The organism is Hymenobacter sp. M1-2 (assembly GCF_057808495.1).
The window spans coordinates 243,042-269,679 of sequence record NZ_JBTYZO010000002.1 but is presented as its reverse complement, the minus strand read 5'-3'; the positions used below and the strand labels follow the sequence as shown (position 1 = coordinate 269,679).

Annotated in this window: 17 protein-coding genes and 2 tRNA genes; 11 read left to right on the top strand and 8 right to left on the bottom strand. The window is 56.7% G+C overall.

The window, feature by feature from the left end; translation table 11 throughout:
- The first annotated feature begins 297 nt into the window (after window positions 1–297).
- Window positions 298–3,591: a PQQ-dependent sugar dehydrogenase gene (locus ACYSMN_RS03210; RefSeq protein ID WP_488922396.1), complete on the top strand. Its 3,294-nt coding sequence runs from the start codon at window positions 298–300 to the stop codon at window positions 3,589–3,591.
- Window positions 3,592–3,689: 98 nt separating this feature from the next.
- On the opposite strand, the gene nfi is transcribed toward ACYSMN_RS03210, so the two are convergent.
- The 3 genes from nfi to mfd form a co-directional block, all read right to left on the bottom strand.
- Window positions 3,690–4,373 carry a deoxyribonuclease V gene (gene nfi, locus ACYSMN_RS03205; protein WP_488922395.1) on the bottom strand — a complete coding sequence of 228 codons (684 nt, stop codon included), beginning with the start codon at window positions 4,371–4,373 and terminating at the stop codon, window positions 3,690–3,692.
- Between the two features lie 157 nt (window positions 4,374–4,530).
- Window positions 4,531–4,896 carry a hypothetical protein gene (locus ACYSMN_RS03200; protein WP_488922394.1) on the bottom strand — a complete coding sequence of 122 codons (366 nt, stop codon included), beginning with the start codon at window positions 4,894–4,896 and terminating at the stop codon, window positions 4,531–4,533.
- Window positions 4,897–4,980: 84 nt separating this feature from the next.
- Window positions 4,981–8,523: a transcription-repair coupling factor gene (gene mfd / locus ACYSMN_RS03195; RefSeq protein WP_488922393.1), complete on the bottom strand. Its 3,543-nt coding sequence runs from the start codon at window positions 8,521–8,523 to the stop codon at window positions 4,981–4,983.
- A 167-nt stretch (window positions 8,524–8,690) separates the two neighbouring features.
- Here mfd and ACYSMN_RS03190 point away from each other — a divergent pair, with 167 nt between their 5' ends.
- From ACYSMN_RS03190 to ACYSMN_RS03180, 3 genes are all read left to right on the top strand, one after another.
- The gene (locus ACYSMN_RS03190; protein WP_488922392.1) at window positions 8,691–8,936 is read left to right on the top strand and encodes a hypothetical protein; all 246 of its coding nucleotides are present in this window, start codon (window positions 8,691–8,693) and stop codon (window positions 8,934–8,936) included.
- A 58-nt stretch (window positions 8,937–8,994) separates the two neighbouring features.
- Window positions 8,995–9,735, top strand: a complete 741-nt coding sequence (locus ACYSMN_RS03185) for a metal-dependent hydrolase (protein WP_488922391.1) — start codon at window positions 8,995–8,997, stop codon at window positions 9,733–9,735.
- Between the two features lie 720 nt (window positions 9,736–10,455).
- Window positions 10,456–11,469, top strand: a complete 1,014-nt coding sequence (locus tag ACYSMN_RS03180) for an NYN domain-containing protein (protein WP_488922390.1) — start codon at window positions 10,456–10,458, stop codon at window positions 11,467–11,469.
- Between the two features lie 90 nt (window positions 11,470–11,559).
- On the opposite strand, the gene ACYSMN_RS03175 is transcribed toward ACYSMN_RS03180, so the two are convergent.
- Window positions 11,560–12,039, bottom strand: a complete 480-nt coding sequence (locus ACYSMN_RS03175; RefSeq protein ID WP_488922389.1) for a PaaI family thioesterase — start codon at window positions 12,037–12,039, stop codon at window positions 11,560–11,562.
- Between the two features lie 341 nt (window positions 12,040–12,380).
- Between ACYSMN_RS03175 and ACYSMN_RS03170 the strand changes: the two genes are divergently transcribed.
- A complete protein-coding gene (locus ACYSMN_RS03170) occupies window positions 12,381–12,878 on the top strand; it encodes a YajQ family cyclic di-GMP-binding protein (protein WP_488922388.1) in 498 nt (165 codons plus the stop codon).
- A gap of 88 nt (window positions 12,879–12,966) precedes the next feature.
- Entirely contained in the window at window positions 12,967–13,737 is a 771-nt protein-coding gene (locus tag ACYSMN_RS03165) for a TerC family protein (RefSeq protein ID WP_488922387.1), read from the top strand.
- A 97-nt stretch (window positions 13,738–13,834) separates the two neighbouring features.
- Here the strand turns inward: ACYSMN_RS03165 and ACYSMN_RS03160 are convergent, their stop codons facing one another.
- The 3 genes from ACYSMN_RS03160 to ACYSMN_RS03150 all read right to left on the bottom strand — a co-directional run bounded on the left by ACYSMN_RS03160 (window position 13,835) and on the right by ACYSMN_RS03150 (window position 17,832).
- Complete coding sequence (locus ACYSMN_RS03160; protein WP_488922386.1) at window positions 13,835–14,644, bottom strand: J domain-containing protein; 810 nt, start codon at window positions 14,642–14,644, stop codon at window positions 13,835–13,837.
- A complete protein-coding gene (locus ACYSMN_RS03155) occupies window positions 14,641–15,072 on the bottom strand; it encodes a hypothetical protein (protein ID WP_488922385.1) in 432 nt (143 codons plus the stop codon). The genes ACYSMN_RS03160 and ACYSMN_RS03155 overlap by 4 nt, the downstream gene beginning before the upstream one ends.
- A gap of 99 nt (window positions 15,073–15,171) precedes the next feature.
- Window positions 15,172–17,832 carry a T9SS-dependent M36 family metallopeptidase gene (locus tag ACYSMN_RS03150; RefSeq protein WP_488922384.1) on the bottom strand — a complete coding sequence of 887 codons (2,661 nt, stop codon included), beginning with the start codon at window positions 17,830–17,832 and terminating at the stop codon, window positions 15,172–15,174.
- 504 nt (window positions 17,833–18,336) lie between these two features.
- Here ACYSMN_RS03150 and ACYSMN_RS03145 point away from each other — a divergent pair.
- Window positions 18,337–20,853, top strand: coding sequence for a T9SS type A sorting domain-containing protein (locus tag ACYSMN_RS03145; protein WP_488922383.1), 2,517 nt, complete (start codon window positions 18,337–18,339; stop codon window positions 20,851–20,853).
- 173 nt (window positions 20,854–21,026) lie between these two features.
- Here ACYSMN_RS03145 and ACYSMN_RS03140 read toward each other — a convergent pair whose 3' ends face one another.
- Window positions 21,027–21,563: an RNA methyltransferase gene (locus ACYSMN_RS03140; RefSeq protein WP_488922382.1), complete on the bottom strand. Its 537-nt coding sequence runs from the start codon at window positions 21,561–21,563 to the stop codon at window positions 21,027–21,029.
- A 258-nt stretch (window positions 21,564–21,821) separates the two neighbouring features.
- Here ACYSMN_RS03140 and mutS point away from each other — a divergent pair, with 258 nt between their 5' ends.
- The 4 genes from mutS (at window position 21,822) to ACYSMN_RS03120 (ending at window position 26,630) form a co-directional block, all read left to right on the top strand.
- Window positions 21,822–24,536, top strand: a complete 2,715-nt coding sequence (gene mutS, locus ACYSMN_RS03135; protein ID WP_488922543.1) for a DNA mismatch repair protein MutS — start codon at window positions 21,822–21,824, stop codon at window positions 24,534–24,536.
- A gap of 252 nt (window positions 24,537–24,788) precedes the next feature.
- Window positions 24,789–24,864 (top strand) — tRNA-Gly (locus tag ACYSMN_RS03130).
- 234 nt (window positions 24,865–25,098) lie between these two features.
- A tRNA-Leu gene (locus tag ACYSMN_RS03125) sits at window positions 25,099–25,181 on the top strand.
- Window positions 25,182–25,334: 153 nt separating this feature from the next.
- Window positions 25,335–26,630 carry a site-specific integrase gene (locus ACYSMN_RS03120; RefSeq protein WP_488922381.1) on the top strand — a complete coding sequence of 432 codons (1,296 nt, stop codon included), beginning with the start codon at window positions 25,335–25,337 and terminating at the stop codon, window positions 26,628–26,630.
- Window positions 26,631–26,638 lie beyond the last annotated feature (8 nt).

Sequence of the window (26,638 nt, the reverse complement as noted above, 5' to 3'; positions counted from 1 at the left end):
ACCAAACGCCCGTTTCAGCAAGAAACGGGCGTTTGGTTGTAATAAAATGGCGCAACGGTTTCGGTGGTGCCGGGGAGTGTGGTGGCGGGGTTCGGGGTGGTAGGAAACAGCGGCTGGTGGAGGCTAAGAAGTGGACGCGAGTGGGCTGGGGCAGTCGTTAAGATTTTGTGATTTTCGGCGTGACGGGCTTCTGGCTTTGTGTCCTGCCCGGCAAAATAGCTACATTGAAGTATCCTTATAAGGATCAGCTTGCATTTTGCCTAATCACCATTTAGCTCTGTACTTTTCCACTACCACATGAAAACAAACCCAACTTCTGAGCGGCCAATCAGTGGCCGCCGTAACTTCTCATCTCTGCTGAAAACGCGCCCTTTCCGGGGTTCGTTTTGGCTGTGCTGCCTCTGGCTGGCCGTCTTACTTGGCTTTGCCGCTGGCGCCCACGCCTCCACCCTGCCGTCCAGCTTTTCGGAAACCCGTCTTGCCACGGGGCTCGATCCAACTGGGTTGGAATTCGCACCCGATGGCCGGTTGTTCGTGACCATCAAAACCGGCAGCATCCGAATTATCAAGAATGGAGCGCTGCTGGCTACGCCCTTCGTGACTATTCCCAACGTGGATGTCAGCAATGAACGAGGACTGCAAAGCGTGGCTTTCGACCCTAATTTCGCCACCAACAACTACGTGTACGTGTACTACACGCTGGCGGGCAGCCCCTCGCACAACCGCGTGAGCCGCTTCACGGCCAACGGCGACGTGGCCGTAGCTGGCAGCGAAACCGTGCTGCTGGAACTCGATAACCTGGGCGCGGGCGTCCACAACGGCGGCGCGCTGCTGTTCAAAGGTGGCAAGCTCTACATCATGACCGGGGAAAACTCAGTCAGCAGCAATTCGCAGACTTTAAATAACCTGCTGGGCAAGGTTCTGCGCATCAATCCAGACGGCTCCATCCCAACCGACAACCCTTTTTACACCACGGCTACCGGTAAGAACCGCGCCATTTGGGCCTTGGGCCTGCGCAACCCCTATCGGGCCGCCGTGCAGCCTGGTACCGGCAAGATCTTCGTCAATGATGTGGGCGGCGGCAGCTGGGAAGAAGTGAACGATGCTACGGTGGGAGGTAAAAACTTCGGCTGGCCGGGCATCGAAGGCCCGCGAGGCACCCAAACGCCCCCCGCTGGCTACCAGGACCCCACCTACGCTTACGATCATAGCCAGGGCTGCTCCATCACGGGCGGTACCTTCTTCAACCCGGCTTCTTCGCAGTTTCCGAGCAGCTACACCGGCAAGTACTTTTTCGCCGACTATTGCAACGGCTACCTCAAAACGCTGGACGTAGCCAACGGCAACGCCGTGGCCACCTTCGCCACGGGTATCAACCGGCCCATCGACGTGAAAGTGAGCCCCGACGGCAACCTGTATTACTTGGCGCGCGGTGGCCTAGGTGGGGGCTCCGTGGATGATAATACGTCGAGCAGCAACGGGGAAGTATGGCGGGTGCAGTACGTCGGCAACGACGCGCCCAGTATTTCGGCCCAGCCCGTGAACAAGACGGCTTCGGTGGGTGGTTCGGCGACCTTCGTAGTGGGTGCTTCGGGCGGCGCGCCGCTGGCCTACCAATGGCAGCGCAACAACGTGAACATTGCGGGCGCTACGTCCTCCACGTACACCATTTCTTCGGTTACGCTCGCCGACAACGGCGCCACGTTCCGGGTGGTGGTCACGAACTCCGTATCGAGCGTGACTAGCAACAGCGCCACTCTCACCGTAGACACCAACCAAGCCCCTACGGCCGACATCACAACGCCCGTTGCGGGCGCCAAGTACCGGGGCGGCGACATTATCAGCTTTGCGGGCACGGGCACGGATTCCGAGGATGGCACTTTGCCGGCCAGCGCCTTTTCGTGGCAGGTAGACTTCCACCACGACGACCATTTCCACCCCGGCCCCGCGCCGGTCTTTGCCAGCAGTGCCACCACGGGCACCAGTGGTACTTTCACAGTGCCAACGGAAGGCGAAACAGCTTCCAACGTCTGGTTCCGGCTCTTCCTGCGCGTCACGGACTCGAAGGGCAAAACCAGCAAGCGCGACTCCATCGACATTTACCCGCAGACCACTACGCTGAGTTTTGCCACCAGCCCGGCCGGCTTGAAAGTAGAAGTTGATGGCCAGGGCCTGACCACTCCGACTACAGTGGTGAGCGTGGAAGGAATAAAGCGGACTTTAAGTGTTACCTCGCCCCAAACCCTGAACGGCATGAGCTACGAGTTTGTGTCGTGGAGCCAGGGTGGCAGCGCCTCGCAAACCATTAGCACCCCCACCGACGATGTAACGTACACCGCCACGTTCCGCGTGACGACGAGTACCCCCTCGCCGGCTATTGCGTCGGGCGCTGTGTATGAGCTGGCCCCGCAGAATGCACCCGGCTCGCGCCTGGACGTGCTGGCGTCGGGCACTATCAATGGCACCCAAATCAATATTTCGCCCAGCAACGGCACCAATGCGCAGGCCTGGAAAATCACCAACGTAAGTGGCGACATCTATGAGCTTACGCCCCAAGTAGTGGGGGCTACCACGCGCCGCCTGGACGTAAATGGCTCCAGCAGCGCCGACAACGCCAAAGTGCAGATCTGGGATGCCAATACCACCAATGCCCAGCGCTGGAAGTTTATCGACCAAGGCAACGGCATTTATGAGCTAGAGCCACAGTGCGCCCCCGGCAAGCGCCTGGATGTGGCAAACGGTGGCACCGCCGATGGCACCAAAGTACAGTCTTACACAGCCAATGCGGGTAACAACCAGCGGTGGAAGCTGATCTTAAAGAATGCCATTCAGTCGGGGGCCGTGTATGAGTTGGCCCCGCAGTGCGCGCCTAGCTCACGCCTCGATGTACTTTCCTCGGGCACCGCCAACGGTACGCAAATCAACATTTCGCCGAGCAACGGCTCGAACGCCCAAGCCTGGAAGCTGACCAACGTAAGCGGCGACATATACACTCTCAACTCGCAAGTAGTAGGGGCCACCACGCGCCGCTTGGATGTAAACGCAGGTAGTTCGGCTGACAACGCCAAGGTGCAGATCTGGGACGCCAACACCAGCACGGCCCAGCAGTGGAAGCTCATCCCGATTGATCTGAGCAACGGTATCTACGAGTTGGAACCGCAATGCGCTCCTGGCAAGCGCCTGGACGTGAACGGCAGCGGTACGGCCGACGGTACCATCGTGAAATCTTACACGGCCAACTCGTCTAACGCCCAGCGGTGGAAGCTGACCCTGAAATCGGCGGCTCGTCAGACAGTAGCATCGAGCCAGGCGAGCCAGGCGAAGCTGAGCGGCCTTCCGCTGGATGTGTATCCTAACCCTTTCACCAACCAAACCACGCTCCGCTACGAGTTGGCTAAGCCGGCCACTGTACGTCTAGAAGTAGTAGATGCGCTAGGCCGCCGCGTAGCCCTGCTGGTGCACGACGAAAAGCAAACGGCTGGGCAACACCAAGCCACTTTCAAGGCCGAGTCGCTGACTAGCGGGACCTATCGGGTAGTACTCAAAACGGACGAGGCAGCTCAGTCTCAACCGCTGCAACTCGTGCGCTAAATTTCGGCTTGAAGTCCTGCGCTTAACGTACAAAAAACGCTGCCCGGCAAGATGCCAGGCAGCGTTTTTTGTGCCTTTTCTGGGAAGTCAGCACGCGCCTACTCGCCGGCGGTGAGCAGCCGTTTCAGTTCCTGGTTCACGAGTTGGTCGGCGGCGCGGGTGGTTTCCGGGAGCCGGTAGGTGGGCGCGCAGTGCAGCACCCACCGGCAAGCCGTATCGAGCGAAACTTGGTGCCCCACCGACACAAACACCGGGTTCTTGCCCATTTGCGTGCGCAGCGCCCGACCTACTACCTCTCCTTGGTCGCGCAGCTCGGCGGTACTGCCGCGCGTGGGGCTGCAGTCGTCGTACTCACCCACGAGCCGCGTTTTGGCGCAGCCGATGGTGGCGAGGCCCGTAGCTACACCCAGGTGGCAGGCCAGCCCGAAGCGGCGCGGGTGTGCCAGACCCTGTCCGTCGCAAATCACGAGGTCGGGCGCTTGGGGCAGTTGCTCCAACGCCTGAAGCAGCGGCGGCAGCTCCCGAAACGAAAACAGGCCGGGGATGTAAGGAAAAGTTGCCCTCAACTTCACTACGGCCGTGTGCAGAACAGCTAGGCTGTTTGCATCAAGCAGCACTGCCGCGGCTACGAGCGAATCGGTGTCTTTGGCATACGCCACGTCCACACCCGCCACCGTGCGGATCGGGTCCGGTAGTTGGTCGTGCGTGACGACGAGGTGAGCCAAGCGCGTTTGCTCCCGCTCGGCTTCAGCAAGAGCTTGGGGCGAAAGTGAGTCGGGCATGGTAGGGTGGCGCGGGTAGTTGGCAGGGATGGACCTGCTGTTGCGCATGATGCTACCCGGTTTCTTTGATCCAATGCAACGAAAATTTCACCGAACATACAACAGCGCTGGCCCATTGCTGCTGCAACGAACCGGCGCTGTTGTATATCGAATGAGACTAGGCCGCCTGATTGTCTTCGAGCTTCTGGATGCGGCCGTTGTGGCTTTCGAGGGTGCGGAAGGCGGTGCCCAAATGGTCGGTTTGTTGCTGGAGTACGTTCACCAAAGCCCGTTGGGTGTCCTCAAACCGCTGCTGACGCTCATCCATTTTAAGAAAAGCCTCCTCTACGCGCTGAAAACGTTGGTCCGTGATTTTGAGCACTTCAACTACGCCATCCAATAATTCATTGGTGCGCACTTGGCTAGCAACTATCTGCTCCTGGCTACTGGCCAATTGATCCATCCGACCAGCCATTTGGTCCATTCGGCGAAGCATATCCGCCATGAGGCCCTCTAGCTGGTCGAATCGTTCATTATTATTCATGGGAGTGGCACTTTAATTTTAAGGTGAGACAGGTGAAGATAGTCTTTTGAGCGTTGCGGACGGTTGGCCGGCTAGGACTTCGCGCTACACTCCCACCTTCTCCTCACTGCCTAGCTCGCTGAGAATGCGCTTGGCTGCTTGCACGCTTTTCACCTCTTCGATGCTGAGGATGAGCTGCTCCTTACGCTCCTTCATGCTGGCCGAGCGGGCGTGGGTTTGCACGTAGCTCAGGATGTTGCCGAAGGTGTCGCCCTGGAAGTAGGCTTCGTTGTTGGTGGCCGAGATATAGCCTTTCAGCAGGTTCCTCTTCAGCGTTAGTTTCTCGAAACCCACCTGGCAGGCTTGCCAGCGCAGCCGCACGATGTCGGCCAGCTGCTCCACTTCGGGCGGCAGCGGCCCAAACCGGTCCACAATGCCGGCCACCAGCTTGCGCAGCTCTTCGGGGTTCTTCACCCGATCAAGCTTGCTGTAGAGCTGCAAACGCTCCGACACGTTGCTCACGTAGGTGTCGGGAATGAGGATTTGCAGGTCGGTTTCGATGTTGCACTCCTTCGGACCGCTATTCTTGACGGCTTGCTGGAGGCGCTCGGTGGGGTCGCCGAGAAACAGGTCACGGAATTCGGTTTCCTTCAGCTCCGTCACGGCCTCGTCCAGAATCTGGTGGTAGGTCTCGAAGCCCAAGTCGTTGATGAAGCCCGACTGCTCGCCACCCAACAGGTTGCCGGCCCCGCGGATGTCGAGGTCGCGCATGGCTACTTTGAAACCGTCGCCGAGGTCGGAGAATTCTTCGAGCGTGCTCAGGCGCTTGCGGGCATCGGAGGGCAGGCCGGCCACCGGAGGCGTGAGCAGGTAGCAGTATGCCTTTTTGTTGGAGCGGCCCACACGGCCCCGCATCTGGTGCAAGTCGCTCAGACCAAAGAGGTGGGCGCGGTTGATGATGATGGTGTTGGCATTGGGAATGTCGAGGCCCGACTCAATAAGGTTGGTGCTCACCAGCACGTCGTACTCGCCATCCACGAACTTCATCATGCGCTTTTCCAGCAGGTCGCCTTCCATCTGCCCGTGAATGTAAGTCACGCGGGCGTCGGGCACGAGGCGCAGTATCATGTTGGCCAGTTCCTCAATGTCCTTCACGCGGTTGTGCACGAAGAACACCTGTCCGCCGCGCTTGATTTCGCGGGCCACGGCGTCGCGCACCAGCAACTCATCGAACACGTGCAGCTCGGTTTGCACCGGCTGGCGGTTGGGTGGCGGCGTGGCAATCACGCTCAGGTCGCGGGCACCCATGAGCGAGAAGTGCAGGGTGCGCGGAATGGGCGTGGCCGAAAGCGTGAGCGTGTCTACGTTCACCTTCAGCTCCTTGAGCTTGTCCTTGGTTTTCACCCCAAACTTCTGCTCCTCGTCGATAACCAGCAGGCCCAGGTCCTTGAACTTGATGTCTTTGTTGGTGAGGCGGTGCGTGCCAATGAGGATGTCGGTTTTGCCCTCCGCCACGCGGGCCAGGGTTTCCTTGATCTGCTTGGTGCTCTTGAAGCGGTTCACGTACTCCACCGTCACGGGCAGGGCCGCCAACCGCTCCCGAAACGTTTTGTAATGCTGCATGGCCAGAATGGTAGTGGGCACCAGCACGGCCACCTGCTTGCCATCGGCCACCGACTTAAACGCGGCCCGAATGGCTACTTCCGTTTTGCCAAAGCCCACGTCGCCGCACACGAGGCGGTCCATGGGGTGGGGCACTTCCATGTCGCGCTTCACGTCCTCGGTGGCCTTGGCCTGGTCGGGCGTGTCTTCGTAAATGAAGCTCGACTCCAGTTCGGCCTGCATGAAGGAGTCGTGAGCGAAGGCGTGGCCGGGCGCGGTTTTGCGCTTGGCGTAGAGTCGAATCAGCTCGGCGGCAATGTCCTTCACCTTCTTCTTCACCGACTTCTTCTTGTTCTCCCACTCCGGCGAGCCCAGCTTGCTCATAGTCGGCGGCGTACCCTCAGCGCCCGAATACTTGGCAATCTTGTGCAGGGCGTGAATGCTGACAGTCAGCAAGTCGTCGTCGCGGTACACCAGCCGGATAGCCTCCTGCAAGTGCCCGTTGATTTCCACCTGCGTCAGGCCCGCGAAGCGCGCGATACCGTAGTCCTGGTGCACCACGTAGTCGCCGGGCACCAGCGTACGCAGCTCTTTCAGGGTCAGCGCCTTCTTCTTGGAGAACTTGCGGCCTTCCTGCGCCCGGTAGAACCGCTCGAACAACTGGTGGTCGGTGTATACTACCAGTTTCAACGTGTCGTCTATGTAGCCTTCACGCAGGCCCAGCAGCAGGTGCTGGAACTGCACGTTGTTGTCCAGCTCGTCGAAGATGGTTCGTAGCCGGTCCGCCTGCCGCACCGATTCGGCCGCAATGATGTTGGTATAGCCTTTTTGCTGGTTTTCGTGCAGGTTCTTGACGAGCCGGTTGAAGTCCTTGTTGAAGCTCGGCTGCGGCTTACTGCTGAAGCTGAACTCCTCGGCACCAGCTTTGAAATAGAACCGTTTGCCAAACTCCACCACGGCAAACCCATCGAGCAGCTTCTTGAACGACTTGCCCGTTTCGAACAAATCTTCCGGCTTGCTCACAATCTGCATCCCGCCCGAAGACGCCAGCAGCTCTTTGAAGCCCTGCTCTGCCCTATCGAAGGATTCTTCCACCACATCCAAAGTCTGGCGCACGTCCTTGGCCCAAATGGCGGTGTTCTTTGGAATGAAGTCCAGAAATGCCTCTCGGGTCTCCTGAAGCAGCTTGGTTTGCACGTTCGGGATGATACTCACCTGCTGGCGCTTCTCCACCGAAAGCTGGCTCTCCGGGTCAAATGTGCGTATCGTCTCCACCTCATCCCCGAACAGCTCAATCCGGTACGGCAGCTCGTTGGCATACGAAAAGATGTCGACGATGCCGCCACGTACGGCAAACTGTCCCGCCTCATACACGAAGTCGGTCCGCTCGAAGTCGTACTCGGCCAGCATGTCGCTGATGAAGTTGACATCCAGCTTGTCCCCCGCCTTCACAACGAACGTGTTGGCCACGAGGCTTTTCTTGTTGATGACCTTCTCAAAAAGCGCCTCCGGATACGTGACGATGAGGACGCCGGGAGCCTCACCCCCTAACCCCCTCTCCTTCAGAGAGGGAGGACTAGCTTTTAGATTTTTAGAGCTATTAGAATCTAGTTCCCCCTCTCCCGTGGAGAGGGGGTTAGGGGGTGAGGTGCCCCGGTGCGTATTAAGCTTGTTCAGCACCTCGGCGCGCATGAGTACGTTGGCGTTTTCCGTCTCGTCGAAGCTATAAGGCCGCTTGTAGGAACTGGGGAACAGCAGCGGCTCCTCATCGGGTACCAAATGCTGCAAGTCGGCCAGGAAGTAGGCGGCTTCTTCCCGGTCATGGAGGATGAAGAGGTGGTGCTGGTTGGGAAACTCGCGGTGCAGAGCTGCGGCCAGCACCGCGTCCTGGCTGCCCACGAGGCCGCGCAGGTGTAGGCGTACGGCATCGGCATCGTCCTTGGCGGCACCGCGCAGCGTGTTGGCAGTGGCCGGATTGAGACGGGCACCCACCGTCAGCACCGTGGGGTCGAGGGAGTATAATTTGAGGAAATCGGAGACCTTCAAAGCGAATATTTTCTAGGCGAGAGACAAAGGTAGAAGCCCGGCCGGATGTAAATCTGGTCGGGCGAAGTCCGGGCAAGGCCCGTCCGGGAGACGCGCTAGTCAATACCGCCGCCGCCGCCCGAAAGTTTCCCGCACATTTTAGCGTCGCCCTCGTATCTTCCGGGTTCATGCGAAAGAAGTTGCCCCCAAGGCGTACGACAATGGCGAATAAGCACAACGAACAAGGCAGCGACGAGTGGGACGATATTCTCAACCATTTACGTCAGGTTCGCCAGCAAGTGCAAGAGCAAGGCCCGCTGCCTGAAGAGGAGAAAGCGGAAGTAACGGATGCGTTCCGGCGCGGCTTAGCTTTGCTAGAAGGGCAAGTGCAGGATATTCGGGGCGGGATGAAAGGCAGTTCCGGCCAATGGTAGCCCGGTAAAGCTGAGCAATGATATCTTCGCTGCCCTCTTCTCGCTAACTCTTCACTCCGTGCGCGGTTCTTCTCACCTGGCCATCGGCCTCATTACGGGCGTAGCCGTGGCTGGCCTCGTGCCCGGCGTGCCCTTCTCCCCTGCTGGTATTGCCCTAGCGGGTTTTTCCGCCCTCGCCCCCGACCTCGACCATCCCGAATCCCGCCTGAGCAAACGGCTTGGTTTCGCGCAGAATTACGTGCGTTGGGCGTTTGTAGCCGCCGCCGCTGTCATTGCCGCCTACACGCACTTCATGCTGCCCATCGGCCCCGACCGACGCATGGGTTTCACGGCGGCGCTGGCCTTTGGCTTGCTCGGCGCCGCCCTGCAAGGCGGCTCGGCCCGTAAGCTTGCCTTGTTGTTCACGGGGCTATGCACGGTGGTAGCGGGGCTTTACACCGAGTTTCTGTGGCTCAGTATGCTTGGCTGCTTTGTGGCGGTGGCCCCGTTCACGAGCCATCGCTCCTGGACGCACACCACCTGGGCCACCGCCCTCTGGACCTACATCGGCCACTTAGCCAACCAAAGCCTGGGCTGGCACGGCGTGGCACTGTTTGCGGGCGGCGGCTATGTCTCGCACCTGCTGGCCGACACGCTCACCAAAGCCGGCGTGAAATGGTTTATGCCGCTCACCGGTTTCTCGTTTAAAATCCCGCTCATTCGCACTGGCTCGGCCAGTGGCAACATGCTGGAAGTTGGCATTTGCGTGGGATATGGAGCGGTAGTGCTGGCGTTGGTGCTAAGCAAAATGGTATTTTAGTCACCAATCTGAACAATAAATTATTACTAGAAGACAAATTTACTACTTGTCTTCAGTTCCTTCTGCAACCCGTTGGTTCAGCTTACGAGCTTCTCTTCGGCTTCCTGTTCTGCTGAAGAAAAATTGATCTAAGCCGACACACAACTTCACTATCACCGGAATACCAAGGTCTTATACTTGATTTTCAGATAAATAAAGTCACTAAAAATTGCTTATTACGGCTCAAATTCATGGTTTTTTGTCGGTTAGCCTCGGTTGTTAGCGTACTAAATTACAATAATGCTTGCAGCAGTTTACGCAGACGTGTAGCTTAGCGGCGAAATGCATTTAACAAAGACGTTCACTTAACATTTATTACTACCATGTAAGATTTATATTATTTAATATTACGCCACTCGCCGTGTGAGAGCATTGAGCTAAGCATATACCCGGTACGCCTCTTATCTGCAAGCTGAATACGCTGAACATCCGGGCTTATCTGACGCCTCTTCGCATAGTTAAGCTGTTCTGTTCAGCACTTTCACTTTACCCTTGATGTCTGCTATGGATAGCGCTGTAAAGATGTGGTACTCACGTAATATAGTTTGCCCTTCAGGCAGCCAAAACATAGGGTCTCGTATCTTTGGCATCAGACTGTGCTAGTCTTAGTAGCAGCCGAACCTAATTATCTGCCCTTTTACCCTCACACACACCTTCGCTTACCCTCAAAACCTTCCCCGTATGAACCAGATAAATAGTCCCCTGATTAGGATAGGCGTCTTTTATGACGGCAATTATTTCCTGAAAATCAGTGATTACTATTACTTCCAGCACGAGCGTAAAGCCCGCATTAGCTTGGAAGGATTACATGAGTTTATTCGTCACCAAGTCGCCGAGGAAGAGGACGTGGATGTCCGCCTCAGCCGCATTATTGACGCCCACTTCTTCCGTGGCCGCCTCTCGGCTACCGAAGCCCGCGACAAAGACCGGCTATTTCATGACCGACTGCTCGACGACATTCTCATGAACATGAGCATCGCCACGCATTACATGCCCCTGAAAACGCGCGATGGCCGTTTGCAGGAAAAAGGCATTGATGTTTGGTTGTCGCTGGAAGCTCTGGAATTGGCCTTGCACAAGAGCTACGATGTAATCGTACTCATCGCCGGCGACTCCGATTACGTGCCGCTCATCAAGAAGCTCAACACGGTAGGCACCCGCGTGATGCTCCTGAACTGGGACTTCAAATACGTGGACTTCAAAGGTGAAGCCCGCGTGACGCGCGCCTCGCAGCACTTGCTCGAGCAGGCTACCTATCCGGTGCAGATGCACGAAATCATCGACCAGGGCCTCATCGATGCCGATGAGCTGGTGGAGAGCATGTTCGTCAATACGCCCGAGCCCGTAGCCTATCCGGCCGTGCCGAAGCCGGTGCGCCCCACGGGTCCGACGGCGGCCGGTCCGGTTGGCACCATCGGCATTAGCACCATCAAGAACCTCAAAAACGGGTTTGGCTTCGTAGTGATGCCGCCCAACAACCTGTTCTTCAGCTACGCCGACATGGCCGAAGGCGACTTCAACGAGCTGCGCGAAGGCGACTGGGTGGAATTCACCGTAGGCCGCAACCACCGCGACGAAGATTGCGCCCGCAACGTCCGCAAAGTGGCCGCTCCGCAAATGGAAGAAGGCGACGAGTACGACGACGAAGAGGAACCCACCGAACACGAGTCGGCTGACTCTACGGAGCGCCTCTAGTCTTTCTTAGTTCGTTCGGCAACAAGAAGCCGCCAGCTGCTTTACGGAAGCGCTGGCGGCTTTTTGTATGCAGTAAGGTCACCGTTTAGCTTACTCCTCGGGCTCGACGTTAGGGAATAGCAGGCGGTGAAAATCGCGCTTGTCAGCGGGGTAGCGGTTGAACGTGCCCATACCCCGCGCTACCACCAGGTTGTCGCGGGTGGTGCACTCAATGGTGGCGCTGCTCACGACTAACGTTTTACCGCTGTGCTCTACTTGGGCGCGCGCTACGAGGTGGTCGTGCATGTGTACAGGATGCAGGTAGTTGATCTTGAATTCCACCGTTGAAACCAACTCAGCAGCCGTGAAAGCCAGGGAAAGCGCTGCTGCTCCCAACGCTGCATCCATCAACCCGGCCAGCACGCCCCCGTGGCAGGTGCCCGGCGACGAAAGATGCTCGTCGCGAATAGTCATGGTGTACAGCACGTGGCCGGGCTGCTGCACCGTTAGCTTCATCCCGTTAGCGCGGCCATAGGCATTGATCTGGTTGTAGATTCCAATTAGCGTCGCAACGTCGGGCAGTTGTTCCATGAATGACTATGGGAAGAGAAAGTGTAGTGGCCAGTCTGAGGCGCTGCATTAGTACTCAGGGAGCAATATAGGTGCTTCGGGGCTTCCTGTTGCATATCCTTGTAGCCCCGTGCGTACGCGGGGCCGCGTACCGCACGGGCCAAGGCTACCCAGCAACCTAGCTACACCAACTAGCTACGTGGAGAGGCGAGGCACCGCGTGGTTACAGCCAAACTATTGGGCCTGAACACGACCAAAAACAGCCGCCGGCCAATCCTGCTGTGACTTCCTACCTTTGCGGCTCTCAACCGAACCGGCCCGCTGGTTTGGCGTAATGGCTTTTATACCCTTCTTCCTTTCTCATGGCATCTTTTGACATCGTAAGCAAAGTGGACCCGCAAACCCTGGAAAACGCGGTGAACACGGCGAAAAAAGAACTGCAAACTCGGTATGACCTCCGCGACACCAAAGGCGGCATGGAGCTAGACAAGAAGGCCAATACCATTCTGCTTAGCTCCGAGAATTCCATGCGCATCAAGGCGTTAGAAGACATTCTGCTGGCTCGCATCGTGAAACAGGGAATCGATGGCACGGCGCTGGATTTCACGGCTGAAGAACAGCCTAGCGGGGCGCTGGTGAAGAAAACCATCAAAGTGCGGGCCGGCGTCGACAAGGAAGTAGGCCGGAAAATCAGCAAGACGATCAAAGACGCGAAGCTGAAGGTGGAAGTGCAGATGCAGGACGACCAAATGCGGGTGTCAGCCAAGAAAATAGATGATTTGCAAGGCGTTATTGCCTTGCTCCGTCAGCGCGCCGCCGAGATTGGCCAGCCGCTGCAATTTGTGAACATGAAAAGTTGAATGGCTTAACGGCTCAATGGCTGGTCGTTGAGGCTTGCAGAACGGCACCACCAGTCATTCACAATTCAACCATTTAACCATTCAATCAATGCACTTCGACTTTTCGGTTTTTTCCAGTGCGGAAGCGTGGGTGAGTTTGCTCACGCTCACGTTCATGGAAATCGTGCTGGGTATCGACAACATCATCTTCATTTCGATTGTCGTAAACCGGCTGCCCCACGATCAGCAAGCACGGGGCCGGAGCATTGGCTTGCTACTGGCGCTGCTGTGTCGTATTGGCCTACTGCTGAGTATTTCCTGGATCGTGGGGCTGAAGGCGTCTCTGTTTACACTGCCCTTGCCCTGGCTGGATGAGCCGTTCGGCGTATCGGGCCGCGACCTTATTCTGTTTGCGGGTGGCCTGTTTTTGATTGGCAAAAGCACCACCGAAATTCATACCAAGCTGCAAGGTGGCCCCGAAGACGAGCACGGCACGGGCGGCAGCGCTACAATGGGCAGCATCATTTTCCAGATCATCATCATCGACATTGTGTTCAGCTTCGACTCTATTCTGACGGCCGTGGGCCTCGTCGACAACGTGCTGATCATGATTCTAGCCGTTATCCTTTCCATGGGCGTGATGCTGGCTTTCTCGGGGGTAGTGGCTGATTTCGTTAACCGCAACCCCACTATCAAGATGCTGGCCCTCTCCTTCCTGATTATGATTGGGGTGATGCTGGTGATGGAAGCCTTCCACAAGGAGATAGAGAAAGGCTACATCTATTTCGCCATGTTCTTCTCGCTGACAGTGGAACTGCTCAACATGCGGCTGCGCAAGAAAGCCTCCCCCGTAGAGCTTCGCGACTCCAGCTTCGACTAATGCAGTAGTGGCAAAGCTGTTTTCTTAGTACACGTCAATAGAAAGGCCCGCAGCTTTAACTGCGGGCCTTTCTATTGACCTTTTTGTATAGGTTGACTTACATGAAAAGCAGAACTATAACGAGCAGCACAAATGCTACTAAGTTGACCAACCCCACGTTGAAAGCGCGGTCACGTCGTAGCTTCAGGCGCAATGTTGCGGTGGCACTACCAATCAGTGTGACCAGCAACATCCAGGCATAGACGAAATTGGTAAGCCGCAGTTCAATGCTTTCTGATTCGCCAGATGGTGTAGTTACACGCCGAACTTTCCCGAACCACGGCGTTTGGTAGACTATCAGTTGGGCACCTCTTTCTAGCTTGGTTGTGCTTTCAGTCTCGAACTGCGCTTGTTGCGTCGATACTACGAAGTAGGAAGTTGTATAGCGTCTGGTTCCTCCTACCACATATTCAAAGTCCTGCACTGTTTCCTGGGGTAGCACCTGAGTCCGCGAGAAGTCTACTATCACCAGTAAAGCTATCGGCAAACTCAGAATGGCGAGTAAGCGAAAGTGAGGCCGTATGCGGCCAAATTCCTTGGCGTACCGAATGTGTGGGGGTGCTGACGGTTGCCGGGCCGCCGGTTTCGGCCGGCGCCGACCACGCCGCCGTAGTGCAGGATCAGGATGCAGATCATCGACGGGGGCTGGGCCTGGCGCTACAGGCTGGCGCAGAATATAGTCGTAACGCTGGCGGCGGACCGGGTCGCTAAGGGTCTCGTAGGCTTCGTTGATAGCTAAATAACGGCGATGCTGGGCCGGATCAGGCGTGCGGTCGGGATGGGTGAGCAGTACGAGGCGTCGGTACGCCCGCCGAATGTCGTCGGGAGAAGCTTGTTCGCTGACGCCAAGGATTGCGTAGTAGCTCACCGCATTGCGCTTAGAGTAGCAACTCCGGCAGATTGGTCCTGCACCCGGCGCGTGGCCAGTTCCAGCAATCGGCGGTTCAGTTCGGAACGGTGCTGGCGGTAGTAAACCAGCTCGTCCGTTGTAAACAGGCCGCACACCAGCCCTACCACCGTGTAGCGCAGCTTGATATTACGGGTCAGCAATTCGGCCAGTAGTCGCTGCTGCTCCGCGGCCGAAGCAGTAGCCAGCGGGATATGGTGATCGTGCACAAAATCGGCCACCACCGTCAGTAGCAAGTCGTTTTGCAGTTTCAACACCGGCCGGAGCGTGTGGTGCAGGAAATCAGCAGGAGTAGCTTCGCCGGTGGCGGGCAATACGTGTGGCAGCACCGGCCGCAAGGCCAGTAGTGCTGTGTCGGGCCGAGTGGGTAATGAAAACTCAGAAGTCATAAAGTACAGAATAAGGCAAGGCGAAGAACCACAAAAAACCCATCCGACGCACAGCCAGATGGGTTTCTTGTAAAGCTGCCCTTGAGGCCAGCCGATTACTTAATGCTGTACAGCCACTTTCTTGGTGATAATGCCCTCCGAAGTAGTCAGACGCACGACGTACACGCCAGCGGCTAACTCCGCTGTGTTCAGCTTCACACCGCTCTGCTGCAACATACTGGCTGGCACTGAGGTAGCGCGTACTACTTGGCCCATTAGCGTCAGCAGCTCCACCGAAACAGCGGTTTTGCTAGCTATTTGCGTGCGTACCAGTACTTGGTCGCGGGCCGGGTTCGGATACACTTCCAGCTGCTGCTCGTTGAGGCGGGTGCTAGTGCTCAATACCGTGGGCAGCGCGAAACCAGCCGTGTTATCGGTGAGATTGCTGCTACTGCCTTGTACGGCATTGAAGCCCATACCGCGGCGGGCGAAAGCCTGCCAGATAATATCTGAATTAGCGGCACCATACAGGACAGAATCAGCCTTCAAAATAGCATTACGGCCGTCAATGAAGCCAGGGCTGCATGGCTGCAACTTCAAACCCTCCAAGACCAACCGCAGTGCCATGTTGTTGCCACCTGTAGTTGCCGTTAGGTCAGCATTGTAGCCGTGCCGGGCAATCATCTTCCAGTTCAGGTCCCAGAGTGTGGTGCACCATACATAACCAATGTTGTGAACCTGAGCAACAGTTTGACCAGCGGCGTTGACGGTGGTGTTGTAACCGGGAGTTCCTATTAGGGCATAGGTAGCACCATTGATAGCCATGTCCGTGCTGTACCGGGTTGGTCGGATTCCACCACCGGTGGTAGGCTCCGATGAAGCGTAAGTGCCGATACCACGACCGGTAGTGCCTGCGTCGCCGGGGCGCGTGGTCATCCAGAGCGCGAAGAAGTCGCTCCAGCCTTCACCCATCTGCTCAAAGTTTCTAAGGCAACTGGCATCTAAGCGGCCACCAGTGAGGCGATTCGAGATGCCATGGCCGTATTCGTGGGCGATAATGCCATTGTCGAAGTCACCGTCGCGCCGAGCCGAGCCACTAGCCGTTAACGTAATCGTCTGGCCACTCTCCAATGCTGTCCGCAGCCGCATACCATCGTTGTATGAAATGAAGACAGAAGGAATGCGGATGCCAACAGAGTCCGGTGCCGTGGCTCCCATGGTTACTAGTGTCGGTGCGTCAGGAATACTATCCATCATGATAACCATGCGGGCACCAGCATTCTGAGCATTTTTTATTTTAGCCGAGAAGCCGCATTTACCACGCCGCATCAGCGCAATATTGCCACTGATGGCAGCAGCATTCACAAATGGCACGCTGCAACCACGCGTGGGTTGCGCCGAGCCATCGTTGACAGCAACTAGATTACCCGTAACGGGCCCTACCTGAGCCAGCTTGCGGCCGTTAGCGCCTTCGCGCGCATTTATTGGGCCTACTAGGGTGGAAGGAGCCGTCACTGCTACGGTAACCAGGCCATCCCACTCATACATCTGCATGCGCGGCGCGGAGCCGTCAATAGGAGTCGAGAAATTGGCGTTGTTAAGATTAGGTGTTGCCAGAGCAGCACCATCCTGAGCTTCGGCCAGTACCTGGTCATTGCCGCCAGGTGTGGAAACACCACCATTGCTGGTGTAGTTTTTCACTTGGAAGTTACCAGCTTGCTCCGTGAAGCCTTTAGTGGCCATCACGTCGTGCATTAGGTTATTCCAGTAGAACAAGTTAGTTACAGCAGCGTCTTTGCTGATATTCGGTTCCGATGTACCGTTGAAGGCGAAATCGAATATTTGCGTGGGCCCACCGTCGGGGCTGGCACCCTTGCGAAACCCATTCACCCCATTACGGTCCAGGTAGGCGTACGCATTATTGCCCTTGGTATTGGTGGAGTCAGCACCAGCTACCCCGTTCACATCGTGCCAGCCAAAAGGCGAAAACGTGGTGCTAGCCGGATCAGTTACGACCTGGCGTGCTCCATGGCTAGGGCTCTCAACAGTGAGCGGAAACACGTTGTAGGAATTGGGCGCCGTCACGCGGCTGGCCGTGGTGGGTGTGGCCAACACCTGCGACCAGTTGCGAGAAGCCAAGGCCCGCTGCGTCATCTCCGCGAAGGAAACCTCCTCCGAGACTGTGTAATCAGTCTTGTCGAGCAACTGACCAGTCTGGGCATCAACCCGCACGTTCCAGTAGTGCTCTGCATCTTGCGGAGCCAGCGTCACGTCCCAAGCCAATACCAACTCACCACTGACTACAGGCTGGTACATGAGCTTTACCAGAATCTTTTCCAGCGAAATGCCGCCGTTGTTGAAGACCATTCCTTCGGCCGGCTGGCCTTGCTGCTCCACAACAAGTGCGCTAGGCGCAGGCATTCGTAAGGCGCGGGCCGCCGCTGCTATGGCCTGTGCTGGCGTGAGTGCAGGGGCGCTGGTGCGAGCCTTTGCAGCCACACTTGGCACGAAGTTGTGCTGTAAAGCCACAATCCGACCGTTGCTAGCAACGTGTACATTGGCTACAGCACCATATACTTCAATTCCTTGGTAGCGCTGACGCAAGTAGATATGCGTGAGACCAGTGCTGGCATCGGTATGCTGGCTGGTGATAACTGGATTAGCTAGGTCCTGCTCACTCAACCCCTGTCGTAACGCTTTGCTGCTCAAAGCTGAAATAGCGTGGCTAAGCGCGGTCTGTTGGGCAGTGGCTAGTCCTGGTATGGCAAGCAGAGCAGCCATTACCAATGCTCGACTACCCGGCATAGTAAAACTTTGTTTCATGTATTTGAAAATGTGGGAAATTGGCAAAAACGCAAAAAAAGCACCTCTTTTCTAGTGCTTCATCCCAAAACTACATAAGAAATTTGAAAATTTTAGCACCCAAGCCTATACTAAACCCGCTAACATTGCCTAGTATCGCACCGACATCTCATCCTTTATACGTGGTGACATTACGTATTTTACCTATTTCTCTAATCAATATGGTGTTGATTAGCCTTCATTAAGGCTCAAAGCTTCAGAAATTGCTAGCAATGCAGTGCAATTAGCGCAGTGTAGGCTACCTTACTAGGCCTGAAGCTACAAGTAAGCTTAACGCTGTTACTATTTTTTTGTACTCGCATCAAGTGCTGGTAAGTGGCTCTTCTCTAAAATATTAGATCTTGATTTGCTAACTGAACAACGACTCCTTAGCTTCACCTTACGCTTTTGCTTTTCATTCATTTTTTTCCGTCTCACCTGTTGATGAAAAAACTACTGACGCTTTCGTTGCTTTGTGCAGCTGTTCAGCCGGCCCTCAGCCAGACCTTTGTTCAGGTACCTGGCCGGGTGCCCGTTGTGGTGTGCCCAGCTCGTCCCGAGAATATGTACACCCGGGTGGCGCCACCCACCGAGTATCTAGAACAAGTGCGCACCGGGCGCAGATCAACGACTGCTGCAAATATTGAGGTCACCTACACTGGCTTCACCCCGGAGGCCCAGGCCGCTTTTCAACGCGCAGTTGATATCTGGGAATCACTGCTCTCGTCGCCAGTTACTATCCGGGTGCGCGCTAACTGGACGCCCCTAGCTGCTAACGTACTTGGCTCGGCGGGAGCCAGCAGTTTCTACAGCCGCCTTGATGGGGCTTCGCGCGTGGATGTGCAATATCCGGTAGCCCTGGCCGAAAAGATTGCGGGCCGCGACCTAAACGCCCCTACGGATGCCGACATCAACGCTAACTTCAGCAGCACATTTACCTGGTACTATGGCCTTGACGGCAACACCCCCGCCGGCCAGTACGACTTGGTATCAGTGGTGCTGCACGAGCTAGGCCACGGTCTTGGCTTTCAGGCGGGTACTAGTTACACTGCCAGCACAACCCAAGGCGCCTACGGTATCCCTCCTATCAACTTCGCTACGTACATAGAAAATCTGGCGGGCCAGCAAATCACTAACACGCAGATTTTTCAGAATCCTTCGACTGCGCTGGGTACCGAGTTTCGGAGTAATAACCTGTATTTCAACAGTCCGCTGGCAAAGGCAGCCAACACGACCACCAGCGCCGAGAAGCGGCCGAAACTGTACGCGCCGTCTATGTTTTCAGCCGGCTCCAGCATTTCGCACTTAGACGAAGCCACTTACCCAGCCCGCGACATTAATTCGCTGATGACGCCGCAAATTGGGGCCGCAGAAGCAATCCATGACCCCGGACCATTGACCAAGGCCATGTTTGCCGAAATAGGGTGGTTTAACACGGCCATTCGGCATACGCCTTTGCGCGACACAGAGGTGGCGCAGAACTTCGTGATAAATGCCAACGTGGAAAGCGACGGCACGGTAAAACCTGGTTCAGTGAAGCTCGTGTACGCCATTAATAATGGGTCGGAAACTACGGTGACCATGACGGCCACCAGTGTCTCTAATCAGTATACAGGCACTATTCCGAACCCGGGTCTCAACGCAAGCGTGAGCTATTACTTGCAGGCCGAAGACGTGGAAACCAACCGCACGTACACCGCGCCGGGCATTTACCGTTCCACTGCCCCGGCACTGCGATACCGATTCAGAGTAGGCCCTGACACGCAAGCGCCTATCGTTGCTCACCGGGCGCCGTCCTTCCTGTTTCCGAGCCAGCTCCCTTACCAGCTCACGGTGTATGCCAAAGACAACCAGAGAGTGAACACTGTAACCGTGGAATACAGCGTGAATGGCACCCCACGACCTAATTTCTCCCTGACTCAGCAAAACGACACTACTTTCGTCGGGCAGCTCAGCACCGCCGGCGGCGCTATTGCAGCAGGTAATGTAGTCACTTACCGGGTGGTAGTGCGAGATGTCGCTGCCGCTGTCAACCAAACAGTGACCCCAGCCAGCGGCTCGTATTCTGTACCAGTCGTCGATTTTAAGACTCCTGTTGTTACGTATGTTAACGCCCTTAACAGCAATAATCCGCTGGATCTAGTAGGGGATGGATTCTCCATTACGCAACCCACCGGCTTCAGCAGTCCCGCCATTCATTCCGACCATCCGTACGCGGACGGTACTGGCCCTGGCTTCGAGAGCAGCATCATCTACCAATTGCTGGTGCCTATCATTGTTAAAGCGGATCCGGCAGCGGCCATCATGAAGTTCGACGAAATAGTGCTGGTGGAGCCGGGTGACGCAGGCACTGTATTCGGCGGCGCCAACTTCTATGATTATGTGGTAGTGGAAGGCAGCAAAGACAATGGCGCCACTTGGACTGCCGTAGCACCGGGCTACGACTCCCGCGACAAAGCCATTTGGCTTGCTGCCTGGAACAGCGCCGTCGATGGTGGTGGTAATTCCACGGCCCCAGGTACGCCTGCCTTGTTTCAACCCCGCACGCTGAACCTGCGCGACAAATTTGCGGCCGGCGACGTGGTGCGTCTGCGTTTCCGTCTCTTCTCTGACCAACTCAGCCACGGCTGGGGCTGGGCCATCGACAATCTGTCTATTCAGGATGCTGTACTATCCAACAGTACCGTAGCTGATCTGAAGGCAAATGGCGGTCTGCAAGTTTACCCCAACCCCAGCGCGGGTCGTTTCTTGGTTCAAGCAAATTTCAAGCAACCTGTAAATGGCTTACAATTGGTAGTCCGCAATAGCTTAGGCCAGGAAATCCAGCGCCAGACCTTACCCGCCGGCCAACGCACAGTGCAAGTTCCCGTGGATCTGAGCCGTTTGGCAGCTGGTATGTACCAGGTAAGCCTCGGCGCCGATGGCGAAACGGTTTCCCGCAAAGTCCTGGTACAGAAGTAGCAGGTATCTTTTTTGCTCAGAAAGGGCCGCCTCATATGAGGCGGCCCTTTCGTTTTTAAATGGTGTTCAGCCGAGCACTACCCGAGTTGGCTAGTTACCCCTGCGGGGCGCCAGGTTTTTAGCCCGCAAAAGGTGCAGAAGCAGATGACGGCCTGCGGATTACTTTAACCCACCTAAGTACTAAGGTGCATCTTGCTCAGGAAATCCCATAGCACCACCCCAGCCGCTACGCTCACGTTGAGGCTGTGCTTGGTGCCGAACTGCGGAATCTCCACGGCGGCATCGCACAGGGCCAGTACCTCATCTTCCACCCCAAATACCTCATTCCCCATAATTAGTGCATACGGCAGCACCGGGTTAGGCTGAAAGGCGGGTAGCGGCTGGCTGTCCGTGGTTTGCTCTACGGCCACTAGCACGTAACCAGCGGCTTTCAGTTGACGCAGGGCTTCTGTGGTAGAAGAAGCGTATTCCCACGCCACCGACTCCGTGGAACCGAGGGCAGTTTTGGTGATTTCGCGCTGGGGCGGGCGGCCGGTGATGCCGCAAAGCCAGATTTTCTCGATGGCAAACGCGTCGGCGGTGCGGAAGGCGGCGCCTACATTGTGCAGGCTGCGCACGTTGTCGAGCACTAGGGTAAGGGGGAATTTTCGCGTATTTTTGAAGTCTGCCACCGTCAGTCGGTTCAGCTCTTCCATCGAGAGTTTGCGCATAACGACAAAGGTAGGAACGCGCCCGTAGGTGGCTGATGTTGGCTGTTCGTATCCCGAAATGCTGCACGAATCTCCAGCTTCGCGCATCGTTGCCTTGCTTGGTTGCAACGATACCCGCACCGCCTGCTCAACAATACGCGAAGCTGGAGCTTCGCGCTACCCGCTAGCCTAGTGAAAACGAAAGTCGCCGATCCAACTAAAAAGCCTATCCGCACCCACGGCTCCCTCGGTCCTGCTCCCGTGATTGATACGCCGCTGATGAAGCAGTATTACCAACTCAAGCAGGCCCACCCCGGCGCCGTGCTCCTGTTCCGGGTGGGTGACTTCTACGAAACCTTCGGTGAAGATGCCGTAACGGCCTCGCGCATCCTCGATATCACGCTCACCAAGCGCGGCGCGGGCACTTCCTCGGAAACTCCCCTGGCCGGCTTCCCCCACCACGCGCTCGACAACTATCTGCCCAAGCTGGTGCGCGCCGGCCAGCGCGTCGCCATCTGCGACCAGCTCGAAGACCCGAAAATGGCCAAGGGCCTCGTGAAGCGCGGCATCACGGAACTGGTGACGCCTGGGGTGAGCCTGCACGACAATGTGCTGGACCGCCGCAGCAACAACTACCTCTGCGCCGTGCACTTCGGCAAGCAAGAGGCCGGCATCAGCTTCCTGGACATCAGTACCGGTGAGTTTCTGGTGGCGCAGGGCACCGTGGAATACCTGGGCAAACTGCTCCAGAACTTCCAGCCCGCCGAAATCCTGTTTTGCAAGAAAAGCCGGGCTGAATTCGAAAGCCATTTTGGGCCCGACTATTGCCATTTCGCGCTGGATGAATGGGTTTTCGGCTTCGATTATAGCCACGAGACCCTCACGCGCCACTTCAATACTACCTCGCTCAAAGGCTTCGGCATTGATGGGCTGCGCGAAGGTATTACGGCAGCGGGCTGCATTCTGCACTACCTCGCCGAAACCAAGCACACCGACGTGGGCCACATCGGCAGCATCGGGCGCCTGGAAGAAGACAAATATGTGTGGCTCGACCGGTTTACGGTGCGCAACCTGGAGTTGGTGCAAGCACAACACCCCGGCGGCGTGCCCCTTATCGACATTTTGGACCAGACCGTGACGCCGATGGGCGCGCGCCTGCTGCGCAAGTGGGTGGTACTCCCTCTGAAAGAGCCCGCCCAGATTCAGCGCCGCCTCGATACAGTGGAAGCCTTGCTTCAAACTCCGGAGTTGCTGGAAAACATTCTCCAGTACCTGCGTCAGATCAACGACTTGGAACGCCTGATTTCCAAAGTGGCCGTGCGCCGCATCAACCCTCGGGAGCTGCTCCAACTGGCCCGCGCCCTGGAAGCCATTAGCCCCATCCGGGAAGAACTAGCGGCGTCCGGCATCAAAGCCCTGCAAAAGCTCGCCGACCAGCTCAACCCTTGCGCCAATCTGCGCGAAGAAATTCAAGCGAAAATCAAAGTCGATGCGCCCATCCTGACCAACCAGGGCGGCGTGCTTAATGATGGGGTGGATACAGAGCTGGACGAGCTGCGGGCCATGGCCTTTTCGGGCAAAGACTACCTGTTTCAGCTTCAGCAGCGCGCCATTCAGGAAACCGGCATTTCGTCGTTGAAAGTGGCTTACAACAAGGTGTTCGGTTACTACCTCGAAGTCACCAACGCCCACAAAGACAAGGTTCCGACCTCCTGGATTCGCAAGCAGACCTTGGTGAATGCCGAGCGTTACATTACGGAGGAGCTGAAAACTTACGAAGAAAAAATTCTGCACGCCGAGGAGCGCCTGTTCGTCATCGAGCAGAATATCTATAATGAGCTGGTACTGTTTGCGGCCGAGTACGTGTCGCAGATTCAGCAGAACGCCCGCGCCATTGGCGTGGCCGATTGCCTATCGTCCTTCGCGGCCACGGCCCGGCAGCACCGGTACGTGAAGCCGATCATCGACGATACCACTTTGCTCGACATCCGGGCGGGCCGCCACCCCGTAATTGAGCGCCAGCTCCCGCCCGGCGAGCAGTACATTCCCAACGACATCTGCCTCAACCAGGACGAGCAGCAGATTGTGGTGATTACGGGCCCCAACATGGCCGGCAAATCGGCCCTGCTGCGGCAAACGGCGCTTATTGTGCTGCTGGCGCAAATTGGCTCCTTCGTGCCTGCCGACTCGGCCCACGTGGGCATCATCGACAAAATCTTCACCCGTGTTGGCGCATCCGATAACCTGAGCAAAGGCGAGAGTACGTTCATGGTGGAGATGACCGAAACGGCTTCCATCCTCAACAATCTCTCCGACCGTAGCCTCGTGCTCATGGACGAAATCGGGCGCGGCACCAGCACCTACGACGGTATCAGCATTGCTTGGGCGATTGTGGAGCATCTGCACAACTCGCCCAAAGCGCGGGCCAAAACGCTCTTCGCCACCCACTACCACGAACTCAACCAGCTAGCCGACGATTGTTCGCGGGTCCGTAACTACAACGTAGCCGTGAAGGAGGCCGATGGCCGCATTCTGTTCCTGCGTAAGTTGCGCGAAGGTGGCTCCGAGCATAGTTTTGGCATTCACGTGGCCCGCATGGCCGGCATGCCTACCTCGGTGGTATTGCGCGCCAACGAAATCATGCACCATCTGGAGCAAGAGCGCACTTCCGCCGGTATTGACTCTGATGCTCCCACTGAGTTTGACGAGGTGTTAGCCGGGTTGGATGCTGAGCCCATCAGTAAAGTAGTACCGCTGAACGGCCACGCGATAGACGCTGACGACAGCGCCCGTCGTAGCCCTAAAGCCCAGCCTGCGGCAGCGGTACACAATGCTCCTCGGCCCAGCTTGCAACTCAGCATGTTTGAGCCCGCCGATCCAGGGCTGGAGCGGGTGCGCGAGTTGCTGGAAAAGCTGGATGTGAATACGCTCACTCCTATTGAAGCCCTACTTAAGCTCAACGAGCTGAAGCTGGCCGCTAGCCCCAAACAGTAAATTTAGCCTCAAGTTTTGTTGAATAATTCGCGTGAGCAATGGCAGATACGAAGCACTACAATACCATCGTTGTGAGGCGAGAAATATGGTTTGGCAAGGTAATTTGAGACAAAAAATTTCTCCTTGATAATCAGGAAAAAGCACAGGCACAGTGTGGAAAGTCTGACATTTTTTGGCGCAGGGACTTGACAAGCCAATTTCCTGTAGTACCTTTGTCACATCAAAACGCCCCCTACGGCGTCTAGACCTCAAGCGAGAGTAGCTCAGTTGGTAGAGCGCGACCTTGCCAAGGTCGAGGTCGCGAGTTCGAACCTCGTCTCCCGCTCCAAAAGGATGTTGCTCCGGCAGCATCCTTTTTTTGTTGTAGAGCGGCTGTTGTAGTTCGCTATTGCATTGATCATTCTCTCGAAAAGTACGGTGCGGCAAAGGTAAGGCCCGCAAAAAGTTTCTTTGATTCAGACCTACGGCCAATATTGAGGATTATTGTCTCAAGAATTTGCAGTTACTTTGTCATAACTGTCGCGTGGTGGTAATGAGCTTACGCGGCTGAAATAAAACACTTGCCAGAGTGGTGTAATGGTAGCCACGAGGGACTTAAAATCCCTTGTCTTCACGGACGTACGGGTTCGAGTCCCGTCTCTGGTACAACAACTTACAACCGGAAGACCCGGAAAATGCCTTCTCACGTAGCAGAAGGGGTTTTCCGGGTTTTTTGCGTTCAGGGCAATCGGTACTCTGCAACGCGAAATATGGACTGTGCAATGGGAGTCACGCCCCCTCTTACGCCCCCCTTTCCGGATGAACACGCAATTCATTCTTCGCAAAGACAAGAAGGACAGCACCGGCCGCTGTCCGGTACACTTCATCGCCTATTTCAACGGCGTGCGCCTCAAATACGCTACTGGCGAAAAGTGTAAACCCACCGAGTGGAACGCCGATAAGCAGAAGTTCCGCTCGGCCTATCCGCTGGCCGAAGAAGCCAATCTGTATTTAACCCGGCTGACAACTGACGCACTGGCCTGGTGGCGGAACCTGCGGGCCTCCGGAGAAACGCCCACGGTAGAAAGCTTGAAGGCCGCCCTGCGGCCGGTAGCAGAGTCGGGAGAGCAAGAAGAAAAGCCCAAGTCGGTGATGGGCATATTTGAGGAGCACTGGCAGTCGCTGCAGGCGCGGGGGTACGCGCACCACACGCTGCGGCAGCGCAAGATGCTGGGCTCGTGGCTGAGCGCCTACGAGCAGGACCGGGGCGAGTTGCTGAACCCCTGCACGTATGACCGGGTGCTGAGTTACCTGCGCTTTCAGCGGAACCTGGCGCAGAATACGGTGGCTTCCTTCGTGCGGGGACTGAAAGTGTTTCTGCGCTGGTGCCGGGAAGAGCGGGGCATGGCGGTGGACGTGGAACTCCGCAAGCTGCAGGGGCGGCACGCGGATGTGCTGAAGATGTGGCTAACGGCCGACAACCTGACGGCCCTGGCGGCGGCCGAGCTGCCGGAGTACCTGACGCGGGTGCGGGACGTGCTCTTGTTCTGCTGCTACACGGGGCTGCGCTACTCGGACGTATTTGCGCTGCAGCGCGGCAACCTGCACGAATGGGACGGGGGCTTGATTCTGCGGCTGGTGCAGACCAAAACCCGCACGGGCGTGAGCATCTACCTAACCGAGGCCGCGCGGGCTATTCTGGACAAATACGCCGACGCGGAGCGGGTGCGCCTGCTGCCCGTGCTGGCTAACCAAGTTATGAACCGCTACCTAAAACGGGTGGGCAAGGCGGCCGGGCTGACGGATGAAGTGGTTGTAACTACCGTAGTAGGCGGCGAAGTGCTGAAAAAGTCGGTGCCGCGGTATGAGCTGCTGACCAGCCACACGGCCCGGCACACCTTCGCCACGCAGAGCCTGTTGCGTGGTATGCCAGTGGAAGTATTGCAGAAGGTGATGGGACACGCCAAGATTCAAACCACGCTGGTGTACGCCAAAGTGGTAGAAGAACTACAGCACCAGACTATGCGCCGCATTTGGGAAGGTCAGGGTGCCGCTACGGATAACGCAGGGGCTCGCGCCAACCAAATCTGCGCGGCGGAACCTTTGGCAGCCTGAACGTATCC